General features: G+C 68.9%; 12 protein-coding genes. 1 reads left to right on the top strand and 11 read right to left on the bottom strand.

Going from position 1 to position 13,024, the window contains the following annotated elements; genetic code table 11:
- Positions 1-182: 182 nt before the first annotated feature.
- From FBZ83_RS24075 to FBZ83_RS24055, 5 genes are all read right to left on the bottom strand, one after another.
- Positions 183-2,486, bottom strand: coding sequence for a TonB-dependent receptor (locus FBZ83_RS24075; protein WP_145689242.1), 2,304 nt, complete (start codon positions 2,484-2,486; stop codon positions 183-185).
- Between the two features lie 370 nt (positions 2,487-2,856).
- Complete coding sequence (locus FBZ83_RS24070) at positions 2,857-4,383, bottom strand: glycosyl transferase family protein (RefSeq protein WP_145689241.1); 1,527 nt, start codon at positions 4,381-4,383, stop codon at positions 2,857-2,859.
- Positions 4,384-4,522: 139 nt separating this feature from the next.
- Entirely contained in the window at positions 4,523-4,894 is a 372-nt protein-coding gene (locus FBZ83_RS24065; protein ID WP_145689240.1) for a hypothetical protein, read from the bottom strand.
- A gap of 21 nt (positions 4,895-4,915) precedes the next feature.
- Positions 4,916-5,563, bottom strand: a complete 648-nt coding sequence (locus tag FBZ83_RS24060; RefSeq protein ID WP_247888449.1) for a hypothetical protein — start codon at positions 5,561-5,563, stop codon at positions 4,916-4,918.
- Positions 5,564-5,616: 53 nt separating this feature from the next.
- Positions 5,617-6,363 (bottom strand): phosphatase PAP2 family protein, encoded by a 747-nt coding sequence (locus FBZ83_RS24055; RefSeq protein ID WP_145689239.1) that lies wholly within the window; start codon positions 6,361-6,363, stop codon positions 5,617-5,619.
- Between the two features lie 244 nt (positions 6,364-6,607).
- Here FBZ83_RS24055 and ahcY point away from each other — a divergent pair, with 244 nt between their 5' ends.
- Positions 6,608-7,912 (top strand): adenosylhomocysteinase, encoded by a 1,305-nt coding sequence (gene ahcY, locus FBZ83_RS24050; RefSeq protein ID WP_145689238.1) that lies wholly within the window; start codon positions 6,608-6,610, stop codon positions 7,910-7,912.
- 102 nt (positions 7,913-8,014) lie between these two features.
- Here the strand turns inward: ahcY and FBZ83_RS24045 are convergent, their stop codons facing one another.
- The 6 genes from FBZ83_RS24045 to FBZ83_RS24020 all read right to left on the bottom strand — a co-directional run bounded on the left by FBZ83_RS24045 (position 8,015) and on the right by FBZ83_RS24020 (position 12,983).
- Positions 8,015-8,500 carry a hypothetical protein gene (locus FBZ83_RS24045; RefSeq protein ID WP_145689237.1) on the bottom strand — a complete coding sequence of 162 codons (486 nt, stop codon included), beginning with the start codon at positions 8,498-8,500 and terminating at the stop codon, positions 8,015-8,017.
- A 198-nt stretch (positions 8,501-8,698) separates the two neighbouring features.
- Positions 8,699-9,037, bottom strand: coding sequence for a hypothetical protein (locus tag FBZ83_RS24040; protein WP_145689236.1), 339 nt, complete (start codon positions 9,035-9,037; stop codon positions 8,699-8,701).
- A gap of 136 nt (positions 9,038-9,173) precedes the next feature.
- Positions 9,174-9,761, bottom strand: coding sequence for a hypothetical protein (locus FBZ83_RS24035; RefSeq protein WP_145689235.1), 588 nt, complete (start codon positions 9,759-9,761; stop codon positions 9,174-9,176).
- Positions 9,762-9,855: 94 nt separating this feature from the next.
- Positions 9,856-10,803: an Hsp33 family molecular chaperone gene (locus tag FBZ83_RS24030; protein WP_247888448.1), complete on the bottom strand. Its 948-nt coding sequence runs from the start codon at positions 10,801-10,803 to the stop codon at positions 9,856-9,858.
- A gap of 111 nt (positions 10,804-10,914) precedes the next feature.
- On the bottom strand, positions 10,915-11,829 hold the full coding sequence (gene argF / locus FBZ83_RS24025; protein WP_145689233.1) for an ornithine carbamoyltransferase: 915 nt from the start codon (positions 11,827-11,829) through the stop codon (positions 10,915-10,917).
- Positions 11,829-12,983, bottom strand: coding sequence for an aspartate aminotransferase family protein (locus FBZ83_RS24020; RefSeq protein ID WP_145689232.1), 1,155 nt, complete (start codon positions 12,981-12,983; stop codon positions 11,829-11,831). The genes argF and FBZ83_RS24020 overlap by 1 nt, the downstream gene beginning before the upstream one ends.
- Between the last annotated feature and the right edge of the window lie 41 nt (positions 12,984-13,024).

Genomic DNA, 13,024 nt, shown 5'->3' with positions numbered 1-13,024 from the left:
GAATCCTTTTGCAGAAGAAGAAGGCCGGACCGGCCCCCGGAGGATGGTCCGGGACACGGTCCGGCCTACGCGGGGGTCTCCAGGCCCGGCCACAGGCCCGGCCTGGAGACCCCCGCGGATTCTATGGTTTGCAGATTTTCCGAGCCCGCCCATGTGGGCTCGGAAAATCTGCTTGCCCGGGATCAGAAGGTGACGCCAGCGGTCAGCATGAAGGTGCGCCCCGAGGCCGGCACCGCGCGCGAGGCGTTGAAGGCCGAGGCGTAGTTGCGGTGGTCGGTCAGGTTGTAGGCGTTGAGCGCCAGGGACAGGTTGTTGATCTCGTAGGACACCACGCTGTCCAGCGAGACCGTCTCCGGCACGCGGCCCGTGTTGGCGCTGTCGGCCCAGTATTCCGAGGCGTACTGGATGCCGCCGCCGACCATGACCTTGCCGGGCACGACGCCGGGGGCGAACTCGTAGGTCGACCACAGGCTGGCGTTGTGCTTCGGCACGTTCGGGGCCTCGTTGCCGACGACCGCCGCGTTGGTGCGCGACTCCCTGATCTCGCCGTCGAGGTAGGCGTAGCTGGCGTAGACGCTCCAGCCCTCGACCACCTTGCCGCTCACCCCGGCCTCGAAGCCGCGGATGCGGGTGCCGAGACCGGCCTCGGAGAAGCCGTCGGTGACCGTGCCGGTGGCCGGATCGACCGAGTAGGTGTTGCTCTTCTCGATCTGGAACAGGGCGCCGTTCAGGCCCAGCCGCCCGCCGAAGAAGTCGGCCTTGCCGCCGATCTCGTAGAGGTCGGTCTTCTCCGGGTCGAAGTCGCGCCCGTTGCGCGGGGTCTCCGCCGTGCCGTTGGTGAGCTGCGCGGCGATGTCCACGCCGATCGGCTTGTTGGAGCGCGCGTAGGAGACATAGAGCGACGCGTCCTTGGTCGGCTCGTAGATCAGGCTGGCCGACGGGCTGAGCGTCCGGGTGCTGGCGCTGCCGCCCGCCACCGTCGGGTCGGAGGCGCGGAAGGTGCTGCGGAAGTAATCCCAGCGCAGGCCGCCCTGCACCGACAGCTGGTCAAACAGCCACACCCGGTCGGTGACGAACAGGCCGGTGTTGGCGACGCTCGATTCACGCACGCCGGTCGCCGGGTAGGTGAGGAAGGCGTTGGCCGGGTAGCTGTGGCTGGGGTTGCGGATGGTCTGGGTGTTGGTGCGGTTGACCCAGGTGCCGCCGCGCCGCTCGTCCTTCTGGTAGCTGAGGTCCAGGCCGCCGTTGACCTTGTGGTAGAGGCCGAGGAAATTGCCCTCCGCCTTGGCGCCCGCGACGTTCTGGACGCCCCAGCCCTTCTGCTTGAAGGCCAGGCCGCCGCCGGCGCCGTAGGCGATCACCGGGTTGCCGCCGTTCAGGAAGAGCGTGCTGCTGGCCGCGGTCAGAGCCGCCGGGGCCGTGGAGACGAAATCGCGCTCGTAATGGCTGTAGCGGCTGTCGTTGTAGAAGGACAGGCTCTTGCTGACCTCATGGGCCAGGGTCGAAGTGACGACGTGGTTCTCGGTATCGTCGCGGTCCTGGTTGCGGACGTAGGACGTGGACCGGTCGAGCCCGAACTCGGGCGCCGGACGGAACGTGCCGTCGCGGCCGCGGATCATCGGCACGCCCATGTCCGGGATCTTGTCGCCGTCGAGGTAGGAGTAGTTCAGGTGCCAAGTCGTCGGGGTGCCCAGCCCGACGCCGAGGTCGGCGGCGATGCCCTTGCGCTTGGCCTCGACCTTCTCGCGATCGGCGACGTCCTGGTCGTGGTACAGGCCGTTGACGCGCAGCGCCGTCGTCTCGTTGATCGGCTGGTTCACATCCACCGTGGTGCGGTAGGTGGGGCCGGAGCCGACCGACTGCTCGACCTTGTAGCGCTTGTCCAGCCCGGCCTTCTTGGTGCCCTGGTTGATGACGCCGCCGGAGTTGCCGACGCCGAAGCCGTTGCCCGACGGGCCTTTGAAGACCTGCACCGTCTCGGTGTTGAAGACGTCGTGGGTGTAGACGCCGAAGTCCTTCAGGCCATCGGTGTAGATGTCGCCGCGGGCGGTCAGGCCGCGGATGCGGAACTGGTCGCCGTTCTGGCCGCCGTTGCCCTCGCCGGTCGAGATGGTGATGCCGGGGACGTTGCGCAGGACCTGCTCCAGCGTCGTCGCGCGCTGCTGCTCGATGATCTCTTCCGGAACGACGTTGACGACGCGGGGCGTGTCCTTGACCGTGTCGGGCAGGCGGGAGATGCCGGTGGGCTTGGCGTTCACGTTGCCGGTGTCGGCCGGGCGGTCGGCGCCGACCCGCACCGGGTCGAGGACGGTGGCGTCACCGGCGGCGGCGCCCGGCGCAGGCGCGGTCCCCGAACCGGCACCCGCACCGGCCGTCTGCGCCTCGGCGACCGTCGCCAGGGTGGAGAAGGACATCGCCAGCCCCGCCGTCGCGGCGGCGCCGGCGATGATGGGTCGGAGGCGGTCGGGGACATTCGATTGCAACATGAGGCTCTCCCGGAAAATCGTCGTGGCGGATGCGCCGATCAGCGGCGGCTATCTACCAAGCGGGGCGGCGCCCCCATCAACGCCGATCATTCAGAATAATTCTAAATTGCAAAATCACCGTCATTCGACCCCAGTGCATTCAGGGATATGCTGTTCGGCGGAGCCCTGTGACGCTCCGCCACGGGGACCGCACGGACCCCGGCGGTGACATAATTTGTTAAATTTTATCAGTGACTTAAAGCGTCTGTTCAGACGCTTTCAAAGACAGCGGCGGGCATGGGCCCTGCCGGACTGTTGCAAAGAAGCAACTGCGATAATAAGAATTATTCTCAATATGCGGGCCCGCCGCCGGCCAAACGTCTTTCGTACGTCAGCTCGGATTCCGCGCCGTCACGGCGGTCCGGCCGAGGCGGGCCTTCCACAGCCCTTCGGCCAGCCGCAGGGCGTCGGCGAAGGCCGGTCCGGTGGCGCCGGGAAGGGCGAACAGGGCGAAGGCCGCGGTGCCGATGATGATCCGCTCGGCCCGCGCGTCGCGCACGGCACCGGTCCACACCCCCTGCCAGTATTCCAGGCTGGTGCCGCGCGGGCGCGGTGTCGGCGGCGGCTCCTCCATGCAGGCGGGCAGGATGAGGTCCTCCGCCTCGCCGTTGACCAGACGGTGGATGGAGGAAGGGCGGAAGGGCGTGAACTGGGCGACGTCGCGCACGCTGCCCAGCACGGCCATGTGCTTCCAGCCGAGGATGCGGGCGGCGTCGCGGTGCAGTTCCCGGTAGGTCGGCTTGGCCGCGCCCAGCAGGGAGGTCTTGGCCTTGGCCGGCTTCAGCAGATGCACGGCCTCGAACACGGCGGAGCGGGTCTGGGTCAGCCGGTGCAGCCCGATCAGCCGGTAGATCTGCGGGGACAGGGCGGCCAGCGGCGCGTAGGCGATCCGCTGCGCCGCCAGCGCCGCCGCGATCTCCCGCGCATTGGTGCAGACCGGGATGCCGACGGTGGGCGCGATGAACTCGTACCGGCCGGAGGCCGCGCTGCAGCCCGTGCCGCCGTGCAGCAGCACCCGAGGCCCGGCCTGCGCGACCAGCCGCGCCGCGTGGAAGAACCAGGGCGGGTTGTGGTAATTGGGCGAGGTGAAGCAGGGCCAATCGATGTCCGCCTGGATCGTCCGGCCAAGCCCGGCGGCGACGTGCGCCCGCATCGCCCGCACCATCCCGGCCAGTTCCGGCGCGGTCGAGCCTCGCATCCGCATCATGCCGAGAAGCGCGCCGACCTGCACCGGATCGGCCTCGCCCGCCAGGATGATGGTCATCGCCTCCTCCGCCTCCTCGGCGGTCAGCGGGCGCCCGTGGCCGCCGCCGGCGACGCCCAGCACGCCGATGTGGCGGGCCAGACGGTCCTGCGCGGGGGCGTCCGGCGCGATCCCGTCCAGCTTGGCGTCGATCTGGGCCGGGGACGGCTGTCCCTCCAGCAGGCCGGCGGGCCGCACCTGGAGCGGCGGCGCGTCGATGCCGGTCGGCACATTCCAGCGGGGGTCGAAGGTCTCATCGACCACGGGGCGTTCCACCAGCGGCTCGAACAGGGCGTCGATCCCGCGGGCCAGCGCCTGGACGCGCGGGCGCAGCGCTTCGGCGAAGGGCGTCGGCACCAGACCGCGGCCCGAGCGGATGAACAGGGGATCGCCGAACTCCTCGCGCATCTGCGCCAGAAGCCGGCTGAGCGCCGAGGTCTGCAGACCGAGGTCGCGAGCGGCCAGCGTGACGTTCCGTTTCGACAGCAGCGCGTCCAGCGCGACGATCAGACGCCCACGCGACAGCCGGTTCTCCGGGTTGCCGGGAGCCGTCTGGCGCGGACCGGACGTCTCCGGCTCCGGACGCACCGCGGCGTCCTTCCTTTTGACCGTCATGTGATTTCAGCCCGAATGCGGTTGCCTGGCCGGTTCACGGCTGCATACCATGATAATGATACGCATTTGCATGACAACGCAACACGGCTGGCCCGCTCCCCGCGCCCCGCGACGGACGGGGCCGGAGGCTTGCGGTCCTTTAGTCCTCGGACTCCACAGGCTTGGGGGCTGCGGCCTGCTCCGCCTGGATCCGCTCGACGATGCGGGTCAGCGCCGCCGCGTCGAACGGGCTTTCCATGTTCAGGTCCTGGGCGAACTTGCGGATCACGCCGATGGCGCGGCGCCGGGTCACGATGTCGACGTCGCCGGGCCGCGTCCGCTCGACCACCGGTCCCTTGTAGTAGCCGCTGCCGACGCGCCACTGGCGCTGGCCGTCCGCCCGCCATTTGGTGCCGTCGGACAGCACCATGCAGCGGTTGCCCTCGGTGAAGGCATCGACGGTGGCGATCCTCTCCGGGCCGGTCTGGCTGTTGTGGATCGTCACCTGATCCCCGACCCTGAACGCTGTCATGCTGTGAACATCCTCTGTCAATCAATCGCTGTCCGACACCGGACCGCCGGAACGGAACCGCACGCCCTGGTCGCTCTCGCGCCGCTCTTCCACCGCGGCCATCAGCCGCGACTTCGCGGTGGCGCGGCTGTCCGGCGCGCCGTCCGGCGGCGGCTGGCCCGCCGCGTGCCCCGGCGTCTGGCTCCGCGCGGCGGAGCGCACGCCGTTCAGCGCCGCCAGGAAGCCGGTGGCCGGACGCATGGTCCGGCCGCCGCGCAACCCCGGCGGAGGCGCTGCCGGCGTTCCCGTTGCCGGCGTTCCTATTGCTGGCGGCGGCGACGGTTGCGGAATCGCCGCGGCGACGGGAAGGGGGCGGAACGCGGGGACGGCCTCACGCTCCTTCTCGGCCTCCACCTCCTCATGCGGCGCCCGCCGTTCGGCGGCCTCAGCATGGGCGAGGCTGGTGGCGCGCTCCACGACCAGCGTCCGGCATTCGCCGTCCAGCGTTTCGTAAACGCGCTTGGCCTCGTTCAGTTCATGCAGGTCTTCCGTTTCCAGCGTGCGGTCCAACGCGCTGGACAGCAGCCGGAACTCCAGCACCCCCGGCACCCGCGCCTCGTCCACGGCGCGCTTCAGCACGCCGACGGCCTGCAGGGTTTCACGGTCCAAAGTGCCTTCGCGCATCGACATGCTGTGGGTTGATCGGCGGGATCACCCGAAATATCGGCTGAGAACCGGTGGGGTCAAGTGCGATCCGGCACCGTTCCGGTTTCACCCTCCGGTTCGACGGCACCGCGTCTTTGCAGCCACAGGGCGACGAGCCAGCACAGCGTGGCCCAGCCCGCCCCGACGCACCAGCCCGCCAGAACGTCGGTCGGCCAATGAACGCCCAGATAGACCCGGCTGCACCCGACCAGCAGCGTCACCGCCATCGCCACGACGAGCACATAGGCCTTCTGCCGCCGCCCCTCGACGAAGCGGGCCAGCATGGCGCCCAGCGTCAGGAACACGACCGCCGACAGCAGGGAATGACCGCTGGGGAAGCTGGCGGTGAAGACGATGTCGCCATGGGGGACGATGTCCGGGCGCTCCCGCCCGATCTGGTTCTTCAGCAGGCTGCTGATCGCCATGCCGCCGCCGACCGACAGCAGCACCAGCAGCGACGCCCCGCGCTTCCCCTGAAGCAGCAGGAACCCCGCCGTCACCGCGGTGATCAGCGACAGCACGGTGATGCTGCCCAGCGCGGTGACGTCGCGCGCCGCGTTGTGAAGCCAGGGCGGCCCCAGCGGCATCGCCGGATCGCCGGCCACCCGCAGCGCCATCAGCACCGCACGGTCGAAGGCCGCCGTCTCGCCCTCGATCACCTCGCCGGCCAGCAGCGCGAAGGCCAGGATCAGCCCGGCGCTGACCGCCATGCCGACGAGAAGCCGCAATTCGTGCCGGCCGAGCCTCGTCCAGAAGCCGGGTGCCCTCAATCCTGCCAGCGCCATCGCCCGTCCCCTGCCTCCCGTCCGTCATAGACCGGTTATGGGAACGCCGGCCCGCACGGAAAAGGTCCGCCGGGCCGGAACGGCTGCGGCCAAGCGGTCGCCCGCGAACGATTGGCCCGCAAACATAAAGATATCTTTATGCTTGCGGGGTTCCGAATGCGCTGCTACACCAACGCCACAGCGGGCCGGTGCGCCCGCCCCTTTTCATTGCTGTCCCGCAAACAGCCCCCCAGGAGACCCCCCGATGGCCGCGCCCGCCAACTTCACCGACTTCAAGGTCAAGGACATCAGCCTCGCCGAGTGGGGCCGCAAGGAAATCACCATCGCCGAGACCGAGATGCCCGGCCTGATGGCGCTGCGCGCGGAGTTCGGCGAGACGAAGCCGCTGGCCGGCGCCCGCATCGTCGGCTGCCTGCACATGACCATCCAGACCGCCGTGCTGATCGAGACGCTGACCGCTCTCGGCGCGACCGTCCGCTGGTCGTCCTGCAACATCTTCTCGACCCAGGACCAGGCCGCCGCCGCCATCGCCGCCGCCGGCATCCCGGTCTTCGCCTGGAAGGGCGAGACGGAGGAGGAGTTCTGGTGGTGCATCGAGCAGACCCTTCGTGGTCCGGACGGCTGGACCCCGAACATGATCCTGGACGACGGCGGCGACGTCACCCAGATCATGCACGACAAGTATCCGCAGATGCTGGCCGAGGTCCGCGGCCTGTCGGAGGAGACCACCACCGGCGTCCACCGTCTCTATGAGATGATGAAGAAGGGCACGCTGAAGGTTCCGGCCATCAACGTGAACGACAGCGTCACCAAGTCGAAGTTCGACAACCTCTACGGCTGCCGCGAGTCGCTGGTCGACGGCATCAAGCGCGCCACCGACGTGATGGTGGCCGGCAAGGTCGCCGTGGTCGCCGGCTACGGCGACGTGGGCAAGGGCTCGGCCGCCTCGCTGCGCTCGCAGGGTGCGCGCGTCCTGGTGACGGAGATCGACCCGATCACCGCGCTCCAGGCCGCCATGGAAGGCTATCAGGTCGTCACGATGGACGAGGCCGCCCCGCAGGGCGACATCTTCGTCACCGCGACCGGCAACGTGGACGTCATCACGCTGGACCACATGCGCCAGATGAAGGACCGCGCCATCGTCTGCAACATCGGCCACTTCGACAGCGAGATCCAGATCGAGGCCCTTCGCAACTACAAGTGGGAAGAGGTCAAGCCGCAGGTTGACGAGGTCGTCTTCCCCGACGGCAAGCGCCTGATCGTCCTGGCCCAGGGCCGTCTGGTGAACCTGGGTTGCGCCACCGGCCACCCGAGCTTCGTGATGAGCGCCAGCTTCACCAACCAGGTGCTGGCCCAGATCGAGCTGTGGACCAACGCCGCCAGCTACGAGAACAAGGTCTACGTCCTGCCGAAGCACCTGGACGAGAAGGTCGCCCGCCTGCATCTGGACAAGATCGGCGCCAAGCTGACCACGCTGTCCGCCAAGCAGGCCGAGTACATCGGCGTGAAGGTCGAAGGCCCGTTCAAGCCGGACCACTACCGCTACTAAGCGGTTCCGGACGGATCGGAACGGAAAGGGCCGCCCCAGTGGGCGGCCCTTTTTCATGGGGCGGATGCGGCGCCCCGGCCAGACGATGGCCAGGTCGTCGTCTCAGCGGCGCCGGCACAGATCGTCGATCAGCCCGCGGATCGCCGTGTGGACCGCTTCCATGCGCGGCACCAGCGTGCCGCCCGCTGAACGGGCCCAGGCGTCTTCGAACGCCCCCATCAGGATGGGGTTGCCAGGCCCGGCGACGCCGGGAACGCCGACCAGATCCCGTGCGAGCGCGGCACATTCCAAAGCGACCTGCTCTTCGGTGGCCACCCTCAGGCCCAGCCGCTGGAAGAGGTCGCGGTCGCGCTCGACGGCCCGGGAGGAGATCTGCCCCCACAGGCGCCCCACCAGGGTCGCGGCGAAGGCCGCCCGGAAGAAGCCCCTTCCCACCCCCTGGAAGTCGAAGGAGCCGTCGATGGGATTGGGCATCCCGTCCACCCACGCCTGATCGGCAAGAACCGTCTGGTAGGTGATCCCCGAACAGGCGCACAGCAACGCGTAGGCGCGATCCGACGTGCCGGGATCGCGCCGCAACGACCGCAAGGTGGTTTCGTAGGGCGACGAAAAAGGGCTGGCTGGCGATGCTGCGATCCGCGATGTCGCGCGTCAGAGCGTCAGCCAGGAAAAAGTTGAGGTCGCTGGGGTCCAACACACGTCCGGCAGACGCGATCACGGCAATCGCGTAAGCGTGCGCGACGGGCTCGCGCAGATAATCGACGTGTCTCCCCATGAAGGATGGCGTTACCCGATGCGGTTCCGGTTGATGTGCTGGCCCAACGCTTGGCGCACCCCCGCCGGAAGAAGGGCATCGAACATGGTGACCTTTGCCCCCTCGCCCGGCATCATGCGCTCCGGACGGGGCGCGTTCAGATAGGCGGCACCAAGGCTTTGCGACGTCGACTCACCGGTCCGTTCGGTCCGTGTCGGCGCGACGCGGGAGTTTGTGCGGATCGCGCCTTGGGTCGGAGTGTCTGCGGCGGAATCGTTCGTCTCTTGGAAGGCCGAAAGAGCCATTGCGCACCCGCCCCCGGAAAAAAACAAAAAGGTTTCCCACTCGGGAGCACCCTGACGATCGATCAAGGCTAATCCGAACTTGCGGGTGCCGCAACACTGATTTTCATCTTATGCGCCGCGGTAAAAGGCCCTGGGCAACCCCAAGGCCCCGCCACCCCGACCCGCCATCCGGATTAGGCCGCGCCGGACGGCGTGGGTCGCATCAGCGCCGCACCATCGGCGCCAGATCCTTGCGGATGCCGGCGTCCAGCCGAGCGTTCAGATCGTCCATCATGCGGCGGACGAGGTCCTGCAAGGTCGCCTCGCGGTCGGCCACCGAGATGTTCTCCGGCACCGTGGTGGAGTGGGTCACCGTCGCCTTGGTCATGCCGCGGAAGGTCGATTCGCCAGGCAGCTCGCCGTTGACCTCGACCTCGATCCGCCCGTCATAGCGCTGGGCCTGATCGTTGGTGAAGTAGCCCTTCACCCCGCCGGTCTTGGGAAGCTGGACCTCGACGATGCTGGCGTCGCGGATGGTGACGCGGACGCGGCCCGGCCCGCCCGCGGCCTGGAGCCGCTCATTGGCCCAGCGGCGCACCGCCTCGGCGGGCGGCAGGGGGATGCGCTGGTCGACGGTGGTGCCAGCCGGCCGGTGGGCGTCCACCACGTCGACGCCGCCCGCGTTCAGGACGATCGGGCCGAAGTTGGAATAGTCGATGGGCCGGGCCGCCGGACGCGGCGGCGTGCTCTGGCAGGCCGTCAGGGCCACGGTGGCGAGAGCGGCGGCGAGAACGAAACGGCGGGTGGGCATGATCGCTCCGGTTGGACAGGACGTCGATAGAACGAAAAACGGCGCGGCACTATAGCCGCGCCGCCTCATGAGCGCATCCGGAACCTGGAGCCGCTTACTTCGCCGTCCCGTAGACCCGGTCGAGGTCCGCGTCGTCGAAGTGATAGGCGGTGGAGCAGAACTGGCAGACCACCTCGACGCGCCCGTCGTCGATCTTCAGATCCTGCACCTCGTCCCGCGGCAGGCGGGACAGCATGTCCGACACCCGCTCGCGCGAGCAGCGGCAGCCGAAGCGCAGGGCCTTGGGCTGCCACACCCGCACGCCGTCCTCGTGGAACAGGCGGAACAGCAGGTCGCGGGCCGGCAGCTCGGGGTCGAGAAGCTCGTCGCCGGTGGTGCTGGACAGCAGGACCATGGCGCGGCGCCACGCGTCCTCGTCGCCGGAGCCGAGCACCTTCTCGGTGGCGTCCTGCGGCAGGCGCTGGATCATGATGCCGCCGGCCCGCCAGGCGCCCTTGCTGCCGTCCGGCAGGGTCTCCTGGTCCACCGACACGGTCAGGCCGGTGTCGATCTGCTCCGACTGGCGGAAATAATGCTGCACGCAGTCGGCCAGCGTCTTGCCGTACAGCTCGACGATGCCCTGGTAGCGCTCGGTGTTCGGCCCCTGGTCCACGGTGAAGGCGATATGGCCCTTGCCGAGCAGGGCCGGCGCCGGGGCGATGGCCACGTCGTCGGCGGCCTTGGCCAGCGCCTCCTCGTCGAACTGGGCGTAGGCGCGGATGTCGCCGACCGAGGTGATGTCCGCCACCATCAGCCGGACCGGCCCGTCACCCTTGGTCTGGAGCGTGAAGATGCCGTCGTACTTCAGCATGCTGGACAGCAGCATGGCGAGCGTCATCGTCTCGGCCAGGAAGCGGGCGACCGGTTCCGGATAGGCGTGGCGGGTCAGGATTTCGTCCAGCGCGGGGCCCAGCTTCACCATGCGGCCGCGCAGGCGCGACGCCTCGATCTGGAAGGGCAGAACGAGATCGTCGGTGATCGGTTGGACGGAAGGATCGTCCATGATGTCCTCGAAGTTACGACAGGCCATGGCCCGGCGCCGCCATCCCGCTCATCGCGGGGGGCGGCGCCGGGCCATGACTCCAATTCCAAGGGCTCTCAGCCCCAAGTGCTCTTAAATAGTGGCGCCGAGGCACCATGCCAGTATGGCCTTCTGGGCGTGCAGGCGATTTTCCGCCTCGTCCCAGACGACCGAATGCCGGCCGTCGATCACCCCGTCGGTCACTTCCTCCCCGCGGTGGGCGGGCAGGCAGTGCATGAACAGGGCGTCGGGGGCGGCGAGCGCCATCAGCGCCTCGTTGACCTGATAGGGACCGAGGATCGCCGCCCGCTCGTCCACGTCGGTGTTGTGCATGGAGGCCCAGGCGTCGGTGACCACGCAGTCGGCGCCGCGCACCGCCTCCTCCGGCGAGGTGGTGACGGTGATCCGCCCGCCCTCGCGCTTCACCCAGTCGAGCAGCTCCGGCGCCGGACCGTAGATTTCCGGGCAGCCGAGGCGGATTTCCACGCCGAGGCGCACCGCCACATGGACCCAGCTCACCGCCACGTTGTTCACGTCGCCGATCCAGGCCACCGTGCGCCCTTCGATGGGGCCGCGATGCTCCTCGAAGGTCATCACGTCGGCCATGATCTGGCAGGGGTGCGACTGGTCGGTCAGGCCGTTGATGATCGGCACCGAGGCGAACTCGGCCAGCTCGTGCACGCGCTCCTCACCCATGGTGCGGACCATCACCGCGTCCACATAGCGGGACAGCACGCGGGCGGTGTCGCCGATGGTCTCGCCGCGGCCGAGCTGCATGTCGTCGGGCTTCAGCACCACCACGTCGCCGCCGAGCTGGCGCATGCCCACCTCGAAGGAGACGCGGGTGCGGGTCGACGGCTTCTCGAAGATCATCGCCAGCGTGCGGCCCGCGAACAGCGAGCGGTAGGCCGGGATGTCCTTCTTGATGGTCGCGGCCATGGCGAGGATCTGGCGCAGGGTCGCCTTGTCCAGCCGGTCGATGTCGAGGAAATGACGGACGGCGGACATCACACCAGCTCCTTGGCGGTCTTGGCGAGGATGGCCACGGCCTCCTCCACCTCGGCCTCGCCGATGTTCAGCGGCGGCAGCAGCCGGACCACGTTGTCACCGGCCGGAACGGACAGCAGGCCGTTGGCGCGCAGCTTCGCCACCACGTCGCCGACCGCCGGGCCGCAGGCGAGGCCGAGCAACAGCCCCTTGCCGCGCATGCCCGTGAAGACCGCCGGGTTCTCGGCCACCAGCCCGGCCAGCCGGTCCTGGAGCAGGCCGCCGATGCGCTGCACATGGTCGAAGAAGCCGGGCTCCAGCACCTTGTCCAGCACGGCGTTGCCGACCGCGGTGGCCAGCGGGTTGCCGCCGTAGGTCGAGCCGTGGGTGCCGGCGGTCATGCCCGACGCGGCCTTTTCCGTCGCGAGGCAGGCGCCGAGCGGGAAGCCGCCGCCGATGCCCTTCGCCACCGCCATGACGTCCGGCGTGATGCCGGCCCATTCATGGGCGAACAGCTTGCCGGTGCGGCCCATGCCGCACTGGATCTCGTCCAGGAACAGCAGCAGCCCGTGCTCGTCGCAGATTTCCCGCAGGCCGCGCAGGAACTCCACCGACCCGACGCGGATGCCGCCCTCGCCCTGGATCGGCTCCAGGCAGATGCCGGCGGTCTGGTCGGTCACGGCGTTGCGCACCGCCTCCAGGTCGCCGAAGGGCACGAGGTCGAAGCCGTCGAGCAGCGGGCCGAAGCCCTTGATCAGCTTCTCCTGCTGCGCCGCCGAGACCGCGGCCAGCGTGCGGCCGTGGAAGGCCTGCTCGAAGGTGATGATGCGGGTGCGGGCCTTGTCGCCCTTCTCGTAATGGTATTTGCGGATCAGCTTGGCGCCGCACTCCCACGCCTCGGCGCCCGAATTCGTGAAGAACACGGTGTCGGCGAAGGTGGCGGCGGTCAGCCGCGTGGCGAGGCTCTCCTGCCCGGCGACCCGGAACAGGTTGGAGGTGTGCCACAGCTTGTGCGCCTGGGCGGTCAGCGCCTCGACCAGATAGGGATTCGCGTGGCCGAGGACGTTCACCGCCACACCGGCGGCGAAGTCGAGGAATCGTCGCCCGTCGGTCGCGTACAGATACGGACCTTCGCCGCGCTCGAACACGATGTCGGCGCGGGCATATGTGGGCATGACGACCGGAATCACAGCGAAAACCTCCGAATGAGGAAAGC

The sequence above is a fragment of the Azospirillum brasilense genome (assembly GCF_007827815.1).
GTDB classification, from domain to species: Bacteria; Pseudomonadota; Alphaproteobacteria; order Azospirillales; family Azospirillaceae; genus Azospirillum; species Azospirillum brasilense_C.
The sequence above is the reverse complement of the archived record's forward strand: the minus strand, read 5'-3'. Positions and strand labels throughout refer to the sequence as shown.